The following is a 15331-nucleotide window of genomic DNA, read 5'->3' as shown; positions in this document are numbered from 1 at the left end:
GAGCATCATGGCGCGCCGTTTCATCGACCTGTCGATCACCTTGTGCAACGAGGTGGTCAGCGATCCGCCGTTCATGCGGCCGCACATCACCTATCAGACGCACGGCGAGACCGTGGCCGAGGCGGCGCATTTCTTTCCCGGCCTGACCGCCGAGGCCATCCCCGGCGGCGAAGGATTTGCTGCGGCCGAGACGATCACGCTGACCACGCACAATGGCACGCATCTGGATGCACCCTGGCACTTCCACCCGACGATGGACGGCGGCGAACGCGCCATCACCATCGACGAAGTGCCGCTGGAATGGTGCTTCCAGCGCGGTGTGAAGCTGGACTTCCGCCATTTCCCCGATGGCTATGTCGTGACCGCGCAAGACGTCGAGGATGAACTGGCGCGGATCGGGCACGACTTGCAGCCGCTCGACATCGTGCTGGTCAACACCGCTGCGGGCATGGCGCTGGGGCGGCCCGATTTCGTCAACGTGGGTTGCGGCATGGGCTATGACGCGACCATCTACCTGACCAGCCGGGGCGTGCGGGTGACCGGCACCGATGCGTGGAGCTGGGACGCACCGTTCAGCTATACCGCGCAGAAGGTTGCCGAAACCGGCGATACATCGCTGATCTGGGAAGGCCACAAGGCCGGGCGCGACATCGGCTACTGCCACCTTGAAAAGCTGCACAACCTGGAAAGCCTGCCGCCGCACGGCTTCACCGTCTCGTGCTTCCCGCACAAGATCAAGGGCGCGTCGGCGGGCTGGACCCGCGCGGTGGCGATTATCGAGGACTGAAACCTGCCGGGTCAGCCGCCGTGCTTTTGCGCATAGCGGCGCCCGGCGATCTCGACCCCTTCGTTGAGCAGGGGGCCGAGCAGGCGGTAGTCGTCGAGCTGTCCCGCATCGGCGGGCTCGTTCCAGCCCGAATCCAGCCGGATGCGGCCCAGTTGCCCGGATTCGAGCAAGTGGCGGTGCGGGGGCGCCCAACTGCTTGCCGCATCGGGATTGACCCACAAGGCATCGGCCTCGCACGCCAGTTCGCACAGATAGCAGGTCTGGCAGTCCGCAACGCGCGCCAGCACCGGCGTCTGCTCGCCCGGATCGAACACCAGCGCCGGGCAGGCCTTTACGCAAGCGTTGCAATTGGTGCAGCGCTCGGCAATCAGCGCCCCGATCATGCCGCCAACTCTGCCGAGGCTGCGGCGGTGGCTGCGGCGGTGGCTGTGGCTGTGGCGGTGGCGCGGTCGGGCCGGGTCCACACCGTATCGAGCCCGCCGACCAGCAGCCGGTGCGCCAGCGCCGGGTCGAGCGCTTGCGCATCGTCGCGGAACTGGATGCCGCGCGTTTCGGCACGAACTTGAGCGGCGGCGGTGACCCAGCGCGCGCTGGCGGTCATGGCGGCAACCGCGCGCAGTTCGACCAGATCACGGCCTTGCGCGCGGCCATGGTCGGCCAGCGCCTGCCAGTGGCCTTCCAGCACCGTGGCGGACTGCGCCAGACTGTCGGCGCGGCGCCAGAACGCCTTTTTGTAATCGTGGATTTCGTGCCCGACGCTGGCGGTGATGGTGGCCGTATCGAGCGCCTGCGCAGCCCGTTGCGGGTGCAGCCCGATGCGGCCGAGGCCGGTTCCGGTCTGGCGAGCGAGGGTGGCACGTGCCTGCTGCGCGGCGGCGGCTCCGGCAATCCGACCCGATGACAGCGCCCATGCCGAATTGACCGCGCCGCCGCCGCTGCTGGCGCCGGTGACCAGTTCGCGCGTGGCGGCATCGCCCGCCGCGAACAAGCCCGGCACGCTGGTGCGGCAGTCGGCATCGATGATGCGCAGGCCGCCGACGCCCCGGATCGTGCCTTCGCCGAACAGCTTGACCGGGAAGCGGTCGCGCCACAAGTCGATGCCGCGCCGTTCGAACGCGGCGGCGGTCAGCGGCTGGATGCGCCGCAGCACGCCATGCAGCGCAGGCGGCGCGTCGGACAGGTCGGCCAGCACCGGCCCCTCGCTCATCGCCTTGCCCAGCGCCTGATCGTGCGCGTGCCCTGCGCGCGGCGGCGGAATGTCGAGTTCGCGCCCCCCGCCATCATAGAAGCGCGCGGCGGTATAGGGCAGCGTGCGCGTCGAGGCCCATTCGGGCGAGAGCGAGTAGCTGATCGAGAATTCCATGCCCGACAGGTCGGCCCCGGCTTCTGCCGCCATCAGCAGCCCGTCGCCGGTGTTGGTATGGCTGCCGATCAGGCCAGAGCGGAAGGCGCAACCGCCGGTCGCCACGATCGTTGCACCGGCGCGAACCTCCCATGTCTCTTCGCTGATCAGCGCCACGCCGCGCGCGCCGATGATGGTGCCGTCGGCGTTGGCCAGCAGTTCGACCGCCGGATGGTGATCGAGCACCGTCACCCCGCGCGCCAGGGCAAGCTGGCGCAGCGCGCGCATGTATTCGGGCCCGCGCACACCATTGATGAAGCGGCCGCCCCGGCCATCGCTGCCGAACGGATAGTAGGACGCGATCTGCGGCAGGTAGCGCCAGGTCAGATCGATGATCCGCGCCATCCATTCGGGATCGCCCAGCCCTTGTGCCTTGGCGGTCTGCCGCTCCACCGCGTCGCGGCGCAGCGCGGCATCGTCGGGCACCCACCAGTGGCCGGGCCCGCCGGTCGCGGTGACACCGCTGGTGCCCATCGCGCCCTTGTCGACAACGATCACGCTCGCCCCGGCCTCGGCAGCAGCGATGGCAGCCCACGCGGCTGCCATGCCGCCACCAAGGATCAGGACATCGGCACTCAGGATGACCGAAGCGATCATTCGGCGGGTTCGGCCAGCTCGGCTTCGGCGGAAGCGACGGTTGCCGCATGGCGGTGCGGGGGCACCGGCACGCCCAGATGGCCGCGCAGCGTGTCGGCGGTGTATTCGGTGCGGAACAGCCCGCGCTGTTGCAGGATCGGCACCACGCGTTCGCGGAACAGGGCGAAGTCGGCCGGGCGCGTCACCCGCAGGATGAAGCCATCGGCCGCGCGACCCGTGAACCAGCGCTCGATCTCGTTGGCGATCGTCTCGGGCGAGCCGATGAACGAGGTCCGCCACTGGCCAAGCTGGTACGCCGCCTCGCGCAGGGTGTAGCCCTTTTCCTTGGCGGTGGCGATGATCCGTTCGGCATGGCCCTTGTAGCTGTTGAGCGTGACCCCGGTCAGATCGGGGAACGGCGCGTCAAGGTCGTACTGGCGGAAGTCGTGGTAGTTGAACGCGCGGCCAAGCTGGACCAGCAGCTTGTCTATATCGAGCGCTTCGTGCTGCACCCGCGCGATCCGCTGGGCTTCCTCGTCGGTTTCGGCCAGGATCGGGAACAGGCCGGGCAACACCTTGATGTGATCGGGGTTGCGGCCCAGCGCCGCCGCGCGCGCCTTGAGGTCGGCGTAATAGGCAACGCCGCTGTCGAAATCCTGCGCCGAGGCAAACGTGCCGTCGGCGATCGCGGCGCCCAGATCGCGCCCTTCGGTGCTGTCGCCTGCCTGAAAGATCACCGGCTGGCCCTGCTTCGACCGGGTCAGCGCCAGCGGGCCGCGCACCGAGAAGTGGGTGCCCTTGTGATCGAGACGGTGCTGCTTGGCCTTGTTCAGGAACACGCCGCTCTGCTTGTCGCGCACGAAGGCGTCGTCCTCGTAGCTGTCCCACAGCCCTTGCACCACGCTGACGAATTCGTGGGCGCGTTCATAGCGGTCGGCATGGCGGAAGTGCTCTTCGCGGCCATAGTTCTGCGCTGCGCCTTCAAGGCCGGTGGTCACCACGTTCCAGCCGGCGCGGCCCCGGCTGATGTGGTCGAGCGAGCCGAACTGGCGCGCCACATTGTAGGGCTCCCAGTACGAGGTGGTCAGCGTGCCGACCAGTCCGATGCGGCTGGTGTGGGTCGCCACCGCCGAGAGCAGCGTCAGCGGCTCCAGCCGGTTGAGGAAATGGGGCGCGGTGTCGGGCGTGATGAACGGCGAATCGACGATGAACACCAGATCGAACTTCGCATCCTCGGCCAGCTTGGCGTTGGCGATGTACCAGTCGATATCGACGCTGGCATCGCCGGGCAGATCGGGATCGCGCCACGATTGCTGATCGGTGCCGACGCCTTCGAGAATGGCGCCCAAATGGAGCTGGCGGGCCTGAAGCTGGTGGGCCAGTGGCTGTTGGCTCTGCGTCATGCGGAAATCTCCTTGATTGTCCAATCCGCTAGACCCGCTGAAGGCCGGAAATAAGCGAGGCTTGCTGATAGGCCTATTGAACCTTCTGATGCGGCTCAGGCCGCGACCAGTTCGCGCGCGGGGTGGGTGCGCTCAAGGCTGTTGCGCCCGCCAAGGTGAAGCCGCCATGCAGCCAGCGGCGAGATGTCGAGATCGGGAAAGCGGAACGCGACGTAATCGGCGACGGCGGCAGCGGTGATCCCGGCAAGGCCGAAGTCGCCGGGTGCAAGGTCTGCTGCCAGCGCGGCGGCGCCGCTGGTGATCGCCTCTTTCCAGCGCGCGATCCATGTGGCCGACTGTTGCTCTGCCGGACGGCGCGATTCAAAGGCGATGCTGACCGCGGCATCGAGGATGCCATCGCCCAGCGCATGACGGCGCAACTCGCCGACGCGCGCGAAGCCGTCTGCCGGAATCAGCTTGTTGCGCCCGTCGAGCGTGTTCAGGTAGTCGACGATCACCCCGCTGTCATACAGCACCGACCCATCGTCGAGCACCAGCGCGGGGATCTTGGCCAGCGGGTTGACCGCGCGAAAGTCATCGCTTTCCAGCGGGTTCGTCGGCACCAGCTCCACTTGTTCGGCAAGGCCGAGTTCGATCAACGCAATGCGGACCTTGCGGGCAAATGGCGACGTGGCGCTGGCATAAAGCTTCATGGCTGCGGGGTACTCCGGGTTTGCGTCATCACCTGTGTCTAGCGCGCTGTCGTCGTGCGGAAACTTGAGACGACAGCGCGCCTTATGAGTTTTTGCAATCAGTGGGCGTGCGGCGCGGCACTTGTCGCCTTTGCCCGGATGCGGCCTTCGGCGGCCTGCATGCAGTGGTCCATCAGGCCATAGAACGCGCCGATCCGCTGCGGCCCGATGACGAAGCTGTTGCCGCGCACTGCCGGGTTGCGGGTGGCACGGGCCTTGTCCAGTCGCTCCACCCCGCCGAACGCGAACAAGTGGGTGTTGAGCAGGATGTCGGCCTTGGCCGCGCGGCTCAGCTTGGCAAAGCGGTCGATCGAATCGCGATAGCGCTCAAGCCCCCCGGTGATCGCGGTCGGCTCGACCGTATCGGGCAGCGCGGTGCTGCCGAGCAGCGAGACGATATGCTGGCGGCCGCCCTGCCGGATCGGAAAGATCGCCGACACGGTGCCCGGCGTGTGCCCCGGCGTGATGTACAGCGACACGCTGGTGCTGCCGACCTTGAGCACTTGCCCGTCGGTGATCACGCGGTCGCGCTTGGGGATCGGCCGTCCGTTGAGGACCGGCGTGCCCTCCTGCCGCTCGATCATCTGCCAGTCGTTCTCGCTCAGCCCCACGGGCGTGCCGTATTGCTGCTGGAACCACAGCGCGCCGCCAAAGTGGTCCCAGTGGCCATGCGTGACGACGATGTAGCGGATATCCTTGGGATCGATCCCCAGCTTGCGCAGGCCCGGCGCGATGTGGTTCTCGGCCTCGTCCACCGAAGTGCCCGAATCGAACAGGATCACCCCGCCATCGGTCTCCAGCGCGTAGACCCCGACGAACTGGTTGCCGACATAGGACAAATTGTCGAAGATCCGGGTCGGTTCGATCCATTCGCCGATCCGCTTGAGCGAGGCGAGCACTTTGGCGCGCGGATCGGCCTCGCAGAAGAACAGCGACTGGGCCAGATCCTTGCGCGCCAGCCGGGTGGCGGCATCGACGTGCGCGTCGACCTCGGGCGGGTCGAGCGGATTGTGGGCGAGCGCTCCGCCCGCCATCGCGAACGTCAGCGGAGCGGAAAGGGCGGCCAGCAGGGCAAGGCGCAGTTTCATGGGGTGGAGCCTTTCGTCAAACGGGTCAGAAGTTTTCGACGTGGGGGCGCAGTTCGACCTCCCAGGTCCAGGCGCTGCGGGGCTGGGCGAGCACCGCCAGATACGTCTGCGCGATGGCATCGGGATCGAGCGTGCTGTCGGGCGCGTGCGCGGGATCGGGCCGCGCGGCGCTGCGGACCGCGCCGTCGATGACGAAGTGGGCCACATGGATACCCTTCGGCGCCAGTTCGCGCGCGGCGCTTTGGGCCAGCCCGCGCAACCCGAACTTGCCGATCGCAAAGGCCGACGAGTTGGCGAAGCCTTTGACGCTGGCGGTTGCGCCGGTCAGCAGGATCGCGCCGCGTCCCAGCGGGACCAGCCGCCTGGCCGCCTGCTGCACCACCAGAAAGCCGCCATAGGCCGACACCTCGATCGCGCGCCGCACCAGCACGGGGTCGAGCGATTCGAGCGGGCCGCGCACCCGTCCGGCAGCGTTGAACAGCACCATTTCGGGCACGCCGATGGCGGCTTCCACATCGACGAACAGGCGCGCCACGGCGGCTTCGTCGGTCGCGTCGACCGCGAACGAATGCGCGCCGATGTCGGTGGCAAGGCCCTTGAACTTGTCGGGATTGCGCGCCGCCAGCGCCACCTTGTAGCCCTGCGCCGCCAGCGCGCGGGCGACCGAGGCGCTGATCCCCGGACCGGTGCCGACGATCAGCGCCGACTTGTTGACAATATCGCCCATGGCGCTCTCCCGAATGGTGTCTGTGGGCCACGATGTACGCCGAGCGCGCCGCTTCGGGTTATGACGAGTTCCAATCGGTGCATGATGAAGTCTGCACGAAGCCCGCGCGAACCCTTCACCAAGTTTGCCCATCCGCGGCCAAACCCCAGATTTTCTCAGATGCACTTGAACAATCCTGACTGGACCGCGCAGGCCCATTCGGTGCCTTGTCAGCGCAAATGCCCGACGATCCCGGTCGGGCGGATGGAGATCTTGCGCAATGAGCACCGACGAAGGCAGCCCGGCAGCAGCAGGCCGATCATGGCGCAAGGTAGCGATCGCGGCGGTGGCGGCGGTGGCGCTCGTCGCGGTCGGCGGGCTGGTCTGGCGCGCGCGGGCCCCGGTCGCGTCCGGCCCCGCCGCGCTGGTGGTGGGCGATCAGCGCGGCGGGGCGCAGGCGCTGCTGAAGGCGGCGGGCGAGCTGGACCATGTGCCTTACCGCATCGACTGGGCGATCTTCCCGGCGGCCTCGCCTTTGCTTGAGGCGCTGGCGTCTGGCGCCATCGACACCGGCGGCATCGGCGGCCAGCCCTTTGCCTTTGCCTATGCCAGCGGGGCGAAGATCAAGGTGATCTACGCCGGTCGCTTGCCCGCCGGTCATGGCGGACGGACTTCGGCCATCGTCGTTGCGGGGGACTCCGCGCTCAAGCGGGTGGAGGACTTGCGCGGCAAGAAGATCGCCACGGTGCGCGGCTCGGCCGGTCAGGATCTGGCGCTGCAATTGCTCGAACGCCATGGGCTGGGGGCCAAGGACGTGACCTGGATCTATCTCAACAACAGCGAGGCCAAGGCCGCGCTGGCCGCAGGGTCGATCGACGCATGGTCCACCTGGGGCGCTTACGTCGGCGTGGCGCTGCTCAAGGACAAGGACCGCACCATCGGCGATGCGCGCGAACTGCCCTCGCAAGCCGGTTTCTATGCCGCCAACGAACCGGCCATCGCCACCAAGCGCGCGCAGTTGCAGGATTTCGTCGCGCGGCTGTCGCGGGCGCGGATCTGGCTGCAGAGCCATCCGCACGAATATGCCCGCGTCCTGTCGCGTGAGACCGGGCTTCCCGAAGATGTGGCGCTGCTGACGGTCGAGGATCTGCTGACCACCCCGATCCCGGTCGATGACAACTTGCGCGTCGAGCAGGAGGCGATCCTTGAACGCTATCGCAAGGCCGGGATCATCACCAAGGTTCCCGACCTGAACGGTGCGTTCGACCCAAGCTTCAACAAGCCGGCGGGCTGACCGAACGCCGCGTGGGGATCAGAACGTGTATTTGATCCCCACGCGCAAGGTGCGCGGCTCGATCACCCGGCTCATCCGGCCTTCCGTAGGCGCGCTGTCGAAGCCGGGCAGATAGGATTCGTAGGAATACGTGATGTCCTTGTCGCGGCTGTTCGCGGCGTTGAGCAGTTCGGCGTAAAGTTCCACATGCGGCGGCTTCCATGCCGCGCGGACGTTGATCACGGTGCTGCCCTTGGCGCGTTCCAGCCCGTCTTCGGCCAGCGGGTAGGGGCCAAGATGGCGCAGCCGGACATTGGCCACCCAGCGATCGAACACCACCGAGGCGCCGCCCGAAAACGCGTTCTCGAAGGCGTTGGGGATGCGTGTCCCGTCGTCGTAGCGTGAATGGGTGGCGGTGTAGTTGGCATCGAGCGCCAGCCACGGTGCCGGGCGCCAGAAGCCGACCAGTTCATAACCGCGCCGCCTGCTTGCACCGGTAGGCTCGACCGCGTTGGAATCGCCGACGAAGCGCAACTCGCTGCCGACATCCAGCCAGAAGTACGTTGCGGTCAGGCTCAACGGGCCGCGCTGCCAGCGCGCGCCCAGTTCCTTGCCGGTGCCGCGCACCAGCACCGGTACGGGCGTGTCGCGATTGACCGCGCCGCGCACGTCGTTGGAATGGAACCCGCGCCCCCAGTTGGCATAGAATTCCAGCGCCGCCGACGGGGCATAGGCCAGCGCCAGCTTGGGCGAGACGATGCCGTCCTTGCCGGTGCCTTCGCCCAGCGCGGCCGCCGCTGCATCGCGGGCGCGCACGGCGTACCAGTAATGATCCGCCCGCAACCCCGCGATCACGCGCAAGCCGGGCAGGGGGCGCAACGTCGCCTCGCCATAGCCCGCCACCGAGCCTTCGGCGACGCGATAGGTGCCCAGCGCCGACACGAACTGGCCCGCATCGGTATGGTTGATGCCGACCGTTCCGATCGCGTCATAGCGCCCTTCGCCGCCCAGCGTGATCTCGGCCCGGTCGGACAGGGTCCAGCGGCGGTGCAGGTTGCCGGTGAACACGCCGCGCCGGTCGAACTGTTCGATCTGCGCGCTGCTGCCATCGGCATTGGCGTATGTCGGGTTCGAACTCATCCGCCAGTCATAGAACTGCGCGCCCAGCGTGGCCTTCCAGTCGGTGCCGTCAAGCGTGGCGGCGGCGACCAGCCGGGTGGTACGGCCGCGCGCGGTGGGATCGGGCGAGCAGAACACATCGGGGCACACCGCCGAGCCGATGGCGCGCTCGGGGATCTGCTCGGTCGGATTCCAGGTGGCGTGGTAGGCGTGGAGCGACAGCGTGATATCGCCAAGGCCGCTGGTCGCGCCATACTTGGCAAAGCCCGCATAGTGCCGCAGCCGTTCGGGGCTTTGCCATGGCCCGTCATAAGTCTTGATCTGGCCGATCAGCGTCAGATGGCCATTGTCGCCGGGCGCGGCCACGGTGCCCCCGGCGGCGATGCGGCGCGATCCCCACGATCCGGCTTCCACCGCGGCCCACGGCGCGTCGAACCGGTCGACCGTGCGGAAATAGGCAGCACCCGCCAGCGCGAAGTCGCCACCATCGGCGCGATAGGGGCCCTTGCGATAGTCCTCGCGGTCGACCGCTTCGGGGATCAGCCCGTTGAGGTCGAGGTAGCCTTGCCCGTGGCCGTGGCTGCGAAAATTCATCTGCACGCCATCGACATACGTCGTGAAGTCGCTGCCGTGATCGAGGTTGAAGCCGCGCAGGAAGTACTGGTTGGCCTTGCCGCTGCCCGAATGCTGCGCCGCGATCATGCCGGGCACCGCTTCCAGAAGTTCGGCCACGCGCAGCAGCGGTCGCACCAGCAGGTCGGCGCCCGCAACGCTGCCTTCGCTCGCGGCCCCGGCGATGCCGATCCGCGCTTCGCCCCGGCCGAACACGACGATCTGTTCGGGTGCGGCCTGTTGGGGCGCGTTCGGTTCGGGAGCGTCGGCTGCGGGTGGAGCCGCCAATGCCACGCACGGGACCGCGCCGGAGGCCAGGCAACCAAGCAGAAACGAACGAGCGCGCATCGTGAACCGGCATTCTTTTCGGCAGGCCTGACTGAGCATGGCCCGGCCCGTGGCGACACACAATGTCGATCACCGCCCGGCAAAGGGAACGGACGGTGATCGACGGTTTGCCATGGCAGGAGGGACAACCATTGAGGCCCGCCAGCCATAGCCCAGATCTCTACTGGATGAATTGAGAATAACTCAAGAACGCGTGATCTGCGCTGCTTTGTCAATTGGCGATCATCGCCTTTGTCGCTGCTTTGCGCGCAAGGGTGGCTGAATTGGCGTGACAGCACAGGTCGGCGGGTCATAGGATCGGGGCTTGAGCAAATCGGGGGCAGGGTCTTGCGCAAGGTCATGAAAAAGCGGTTCATCTCGGGTCTGCTGGCGGTGACGGCAGCGCTGCCGCTTGCGGCGACGCCAGCGGCGCAAGCCTCGACGCTGATCGCCGGGGCGGTGGTCTATGACGGCTCGGGCGCGGCGGCGCGCAAGGTGGCGGTGCGCGTCGATGGCGACCGGATCGTCGCCGTCGGCAAGCTGGCGCCGCGCAAGGGTGAAGCGGTGGTGCAAGCCCATGGGCTGGCGCTGGCCCCCGGCTTTATCGACAGCCACAGCCACCACGATCGCGGCGACTATGCCGACCGCACGATGCGCCCGCTGCTGGCCCAAGGGGTGACCACGATCGTGATCGGGCAGGATGGCGAAAGCGACGCCGCCTTTGCCGATGTTGCGGCCAGGTACACCGCCCGGCCAGCCTCGATCAACGTCGCCAGCTATACCGGCCACGGCTGGTTGCGCGACACCGTGCTGGGCAAGGATTTCAAGCGCACCGCCACGCCCGCCGAAGTCAGCGCCATGCAAGGGCTGTTGGCCGCCGACCTGAAGGCGGGCTCGCTCGGGCTGTCGACGGGCCTTGAATACGACCCCGGCATCTATTCCGACCACGGCGAACTGCTTTCGCTGGCGCGGACCACGGCGGCGGGCGGTGGGCGCTACATCAGCCATATCCGCAGCGAAGACGTGGCGTTCGACGCGGCGCTCGACGAACTGCTTGACCTTGGCAAGCAGACCGGCGTGCCGGTGCAAGTGTCGCACATCAAGCTGGGGATCGTCGACCGCTGGGGGCAGGCCAAGGCGGTACTGGCCAAGCTCGACGCCGCCCGCGCGGCTGGCATCAAGGTAACGGCCGACGTCTATCCTTATGAATACTGGCATTCGACGCTGACCGTGCTGTTCCCCAAGCGCGACTTCACCGACATCAACGCCGCGCGCTTTGCCTTGACGCATCTGACCACACCGGCGGGCATGCTGCTGAGCGTCTATGCGCCCGAGCCGCGCTTTGCCGGCAAGACCATCGCCGATATCGCTGCCGAACGGCACGAGGAACCTGCCGCCACGTATCTCTGGCTGATCCAGATGGCCGAAAGCTGGAAGGCCGCGCACCCCGATGGCGGACGCGCCGAGGCGGTGATCGGCACGGCGATGAGCGCGCCGGATGTGGCCGATTTCGTGGCGTGGCCGAACAGCAACTTGTGTTCGGACGGGATGATCGGTTCGCGCCACCCGCGCGGCAGCGGCGCCTTTGCCAAGATGCTGCGTCTGTATGTGCGCGAGCAGCATCGCCTGACGCTGAGCGAGGCGGTGCGCAAGATGACCTCGCTGTCGGCCGAGCATGTCGGAATTGTCGGGCGCGGCCTGATCAAGCCGGGCTATCGCGCCGACCTCGTGCTGTTCGATCCGGCGCGGATCACCGACAAGGCGACGGTCGAAGACCCGGCGGCGCTGGCCGAGGGCGTGTCCGACGTGTGGGTGAACGGCGTGGCGGTGCTGCGCGATGGCCAGCCGACCGCGGCCACGCCGGGCCGCTTCCTCAAGCGCGGGGAATCGTGATGCTGCGGCGCGATTTCCTTGGTGGCGGGGCTGCTGCGCTGGCCGGTCTTGCAGCGACGCAGGCCATGGCCGCGCCGGTGCTGTCGGCCAGCAACGACGGGCTGACGCTGGCCAGCGCGCGCCGCCGCAACGGCTGGATCGAGATCGACGCGCGCGCGTTCGAGGCCAATATCGACACCGTGCGCGGCGTGATCGGCACCGCGCGGTTGTGCGCGGTGATGAAGGCGGACGCCTATGGCAACGGCATCGCGCTGCTGATCCCCTCGATCCTGCGCAAGGGCGTGCGCGATGTGGCGATCACCTCGAACGACGAGGCGCGGGTGGCGCGGGCGCTGGGCTATCGCGGCCGGTTGATGCGCATCCGCACCGCCACGCCCGAGGAGATGGAGGACGGCTTTGCCTATGGGATCGAGGAACTGATCGGCAATCCGGCGGCGGCGGCGCGGTTGCAGCAATTGTGGGGCAAGCGTTTGGGCAAGGGGGCAGGCAAGGGCGCGGCGAAACCGCTGCCGGTGCACATCGCGCTCAACGCCGGGGGCATGTCGCGCAACGGGGTGGAACTGTCGAGCGCCTATGGCAAGGCCGATGCCCGCGCGCTGCTCGCGCTCAAAGGGTTGCACATTCGCGGCGCGATGACCCACTACCCCAGCGAAGAGGCCGACGATATCCTTGGCCAACTGGCGCACTTTCAGGCCGATCTGGCGTGGCTGGCGGGCGAGGGGCTCGACCCGGCGGGGCTGGTCAAGCACACCGCCAACAGCTTTGCCACGCTGATGCACCCGCAGACCCGGCTCGACATGGTGCGCACCGGCGGGCTGCTTTATGGCGATCCCGGCTCGGTCAAGACCGACCGCTATGCGCCGACGATGGCGATCAAGTCGCGCGTGGCGGCGATCAATCACTATCCGGCGGGGCAGACGGTCAACTATGACCGCACCTTCCGGCTCGACCGTGAAAGCTGGCTGGCGAACATTCCGCTGGGCTATTCCGACGGGTTCCGCCGCAGCCTGAGCCATGCGAACCGCCCCGAATTTCCGGCAGAGGCCAAGAACGCCACGCAAGTCCTGATCGGGGGCAAGCGCTATCCGCTGGTCGGGCGGGTGACGATGAACACGCTGATGGTCGACGTGACCGGCGCGCAGGACGCCATCGCGCTCGATGACGAGGTCGTGCTTTATGGCGCGCAAGGTGCCGAGCGGATCACGCAGGCCGAATTCGAAGGCAACAGCAGCGCCTATGCGCCTGAAATGCTGGCGGTACTGGGCACCGGCCTGCCCCGCGTGCTGAAGGCGGGTTAAGCGGGCCCCAGCTATTGCTCTGGCCCCAGCTATTGCTCTGGCCCCAGTTATTGCTCCGGCCCGACTCATTGCTCTGGCCGATAGGTGCCCATCCACCGTTTGGCATGGCCGCTGCGATCCTCGTGGATTAGGGCTGAGCCTGAGAGACCGCGACCACCGCGGCCCATTCGGGAGATCAGGCTTTGCACGGCCAACCGCAGCCCGGTTTCATGACGGGCGTTTCGCTGCTGATCCCGATCACCTTGTCGACGATGGCGATCGTGCTGCTGGCGCCGATCCTGCCCGCGCTGCTGCAGGATTATGCCGCCGTCCCCGGCCATGAATACTGGGTGCCGATGATCCTGACGGTCCCCGCGCTGTGCGTTGCGCTGCTATCGCCGGTGGCGGGCGTGCTGGGCGACCGGTTCGGGCGGCGCAAGCTCTTGCTGTGGGCCTTTGTCGGCTATGCCATTGTCGGCGTGGCGCCGGTGTTCCTGACCGATCTCGTCGCGATCCTGATCAGCCGCGTGGGCGTGGGCGTGGCCGAAGCGCTGATCATGGTGCTGACGACGACGATGATCGGCGACTATTTTCACGGCCCCGCGCGCGACAAGTGGCTGGCCGGACAGACCGCGGCGGCCTCGCTTTCGGCGCTGGTGTTCTTCAACCTTGGCGGGCAGTTGGGCCGGTTCGGATGGCGCGCGCCGTTCTGGGTCTATGGCTCGGCGCTGATCATGCTGGCGCTGGTGCTGCTGTTTACGTGGGAGCCGACTGCCGCCGATGGCCAGGAGCGTTCCGGCGAGGCGGAGCAAGCGGGCGAGCGCGCTGCCTTTCCGTGGGCGCGGCTGCTGGGGATCATGGCGATCACCATCTATGGTTCGGTGCTGTTCTACACCGTGCAGATTCAGGCCGGACGCGGACTGGCCGGGCTGGGCTTGCGCGATCCGGGGCAGATCGGCTTCCTCACCTCGCTCGCCAGCATCGGCGTGCCGCTGGGCACGTTCCTTTATTCGCGGGTCGGTCATGCGCAGGTGGCGCGGCTGTTGCTGGGCGAATTCGCGCTGCTGATGCTGGGCTTTGCGCTGATGAGCGGCGCCGTCACGGCCACGCCGTTCCTGATCGGCTGCTTCATCAACCAGACCGGCGCGGGGCTGCTGCTGCCGACGCTGCTAGTCTGGGCGATGGATGGACTGCCCTTCGGCATCCGCGCGCGTGCTGCGGGCATGTGGACCGGCGCGTTCTCGGTCGGGCAGTTCCTGTGTCCGGTGGTGGTGACGTTTGCCGGTGACCTTACCGGAGGTCTGACCGGCGCGTTCGGGGTGCTGTCGGTTGCGGCGGGCTTGGGCGCGGTGGCGGCCTTGGCTGTCGCCTTGCGCGGGCGTGGCGGGCGCACGCACCTTGTCGGGGCGAAAATGCATGGCTGATCGGCTGGCGGGCAAGATCGCGGTCGTCACCGGCGCGGCCAACGGCATCGGGCAGGGCTGCGCCGCGCACTTCCGCGCGCAGGGGGCGACCGTCATCGGGGTGGACCTGAACGGCGCCGACCGCGCCTGCGACCTGACCGACGAGGCCGAGGTGGCGCGGCTGTTCGCCGCAATTGGCGCCGAGCATGGCCGGATCGACGTGCTGGTCAACGCCGCCGCCTTTGCCACGTTCGCGTGGATCGAGGACTTGAGCCTTGCCGCATGGCGGCGCACGCTGATCGGTGAGCTGGATATCGTGTTCCTGCCCACCCGCGCGGCATGGCGCTTGCTCAAAGCCAGCGGCAGCGCCGCGATCATCAACTTCGCAAGCGCCAATGCGGTGCATGCCTTGGCAGGCTCGCCCGCGCTGGCGCATTGCGCGGGCAAGGGCGGGGTGCTGGCGATGACCCGGCAACTGGCGATGGAGGGCGCGCCCCACGGCATCCGCGCCAATACCATCGCGCCCGGCTTCATCCGCACCGCCGCCACGCAGGCGCACTTGTCCGCCGACCCCGCGTTCGAGGCGCAAGTGCTCGCCAGGAACATGCTCAAGCGGCTGGGCGAGCCATCCGACATTGCCCATGCGGCGGTGTGGCTGGCGAGCGACGAGGCGCGCTATGTCACCGGGGCGAACATCCCCATCGATGCCGGGGCGACAGCCTGGTGAGGGGTCA

Annotated in this window: 13 protein-coding genes; 6 read left to right on the top strand and 7 right to left on the bottom strand. The window is 67.8% G+C overall.

Annotated features, from left to right (window positions below):
• Positions 1-7 precede the first annotated feature (7 nt).
• Positions 8-787, top strand: coding sequence for a cyclase family protein (locus tag LDN95_RS17605; RefSeq protein ID WP_226018872.1), 780 nt, complete (start codon positions 8-10; stop codon positions 785-787).
• Between the two features lie 11 nt (positions 788-798).
• On the opposite strand, the gene LDN95_RS17600 is transcribed toward LDN95_RS17605, so the two are convergent.
• The 6 genes from LDN95_RS17600 to LDN95_RS17575 all read right to left on the bottom strand — a co-directional run bounded on the left by LDN95_RS17600 (position 799) and on the right by LDN95_RS17575 (position 6714).
• Entirely contained in the window at positions 799-1170 is a 372-nt protein-coding gene (locus LDN95_RS17600) for a 4Fe-4S dicluster domain-containing protein (protein ID WP_226018871.1), read from the bottom strand.
• Positions 1167-2786 (bottom strand): FAD-binding protein, encoded by a 1620-nt coding sequence (locus tag LDN95_RS17595; protein WP_226018870.1) that lies wholly within the window; start codon positions 2784-2786, stop codon positions 1167-1169. The genes LDN95_RS17600 and LDN95_RS17595 overlap by 4 nt, the downstream gene beginning before the upstream one ends.
• Positions 2783-4168 carry an LLM class flavin-dependent oxidoreductase gene (locus LDN95_RS17590; protein ID WP_226018869.1) on the bottom strand — a complete coding sequence of 462 codons (1386 nt, stop codon included), beginning with the start codon at positions 4166-4168 and terminating at the stop codon, positions 2783-2785. The genes LDN95_RS17595 and LDN95_RS17590 overlap by 4 nt, the downstream gene beginning before the upstream one ends.
• 95 nt (positions 4169-4263) lie before the next feature.
• On the bottom strand, positions 4264-4860 hold the full coding sequence (locus LDN95_RS17585; protein WP_226018868.1) for a glutathione S-transferase N-terminal domain-containing protein: 597 nt from the start codon (positions 4858-4860) through the stop codon (positions 4264-4266).
• Between the two features lie 98 nt (positions 4861-4958).
• On the bottom strand, positions 4959-5987 hold the full coding sequence (locus tag LDN95_RS17580; RefSeq protein ID WP_226018867.1) for an MBL fold metallo-hydrolase: 1029 nt from the start codon (positions 5985-5987) through the stop codon (positions 4959-4961).
• A gap of 25 nt (positions 5988-6012) precedes the next feature.
• On the bottom strand, positions 6013-6714 hold the full coding sequence (locus LDN95_RS17575; protein ID WP_226018866.1) for an SDR family NAD(P)-dependent oxidoreductase: 702 nt from the start codon (positions 6712-6714) through the stop codon (positions 6013-6015).
• Between the two features lie 259 nt (positions 6715-6973).
• On the opposite strand from LDN95_RS17575, the gene LDN95_RS17570 reads away from it, so the two are divergent.
• Positions 6974-7987, top strand: coding sequence for an ABC transporter substrate-binding protein (locus tag LDN95_RS17570; protein WP_226018865.1), 1014 nt, complete (start codon positions 6974-6976; stop codon positions 7985-7987).
• A gap of 18 nt (positions 7988-8005) precedes the next feature.
• Here the strand turns inward: LDN95_RS17570 and LDN95_RS17565 are convergent, their stop codons facing one another.
• On the bottom strand, positions 8006-10045 hold the full coding sequence (locus LDN95_RS17565) for a TonB-dependent receptor (protein ID WP_226018864.1): 2040 nt from the start codon (positions 10043-10045) through the stop codon (positions 8006-8008).
• Between the two features lie 339 nt (positions 10046-10384).
• On the opposite strand from LDN95_RS17565, the gene LDN95_RS17560 reads away from it, so the two are divergent.
• The 4 genes from LDN95_RS17560 to LDN95_RS17545 all read left to right on the top strand — a co-directional run bounded on the left by LDN95_RS17560 (position 10385) and on the right by LDN95_RS17545 (position 15324).
• On the top strand, positions 10385-11917 hold the full coding sequence (locus LDN95_RS17560) for an amidohydrolase family protein (RefSeq protein WP_226018863.1): 1533 nt from the start codon (positions 10385-10387) through the stop codon (positions 11915-11917).
• A complete protein-coding gene (gene alr / locus LDN95_RS17555; RefSeq protein WP_226018862.1) occupies positions 11917-13215 on the top strand; it encodes an alanine racemase in 1299 nt (432 codons plus the stop codon). The genes LDN95_RS17560 and alr overlap by 1 nt, the downstream gene beginning before the upstream one ends.
• Positions 13216-13424: 209 nt before the next feature.
• Positions 13425-14618, top strand: a complete 1194-nt coding sequence (locus LDN95_RS17550) for an MFS transporter (RefSeq protein WP_226018861.1) — start codon at positions 13425-13427, stop codon at positions 14616-14618.
• Positions 14611-15324, top strand: a complete 714-nt coding sequence (locus LDN95_RS17545; protein WP_226018860.1) for an SDR family NAD(P)-dependent oxidoreductase — start codon at positions 14611-14613, stop codon at positions 15322-15324. Before LDN95_RS17550 ends, LDN95_RS17545 begins: the two co-directional genes overlap by 8 nt.
• The last annotated feature ends 7 nt before the right edge of the window (positions 15325-15331 follow it).

This window comes from Novosphingobium sp. FKTRR1 (genome assembly GCF_020404405.1).
In the GTDB taxonomy this organism is placed as follows: Bacteria; Pseudomonadota; Alphaproteobacteria; order Sphingomonadales; family Sphingomonadaceae; genus Novosphingobium.
The sequence above is the reverse complement of the archived record's forward strand: the minus strand, read 5'-3'. Positions and strand labels throughout refer to the sequence as shown.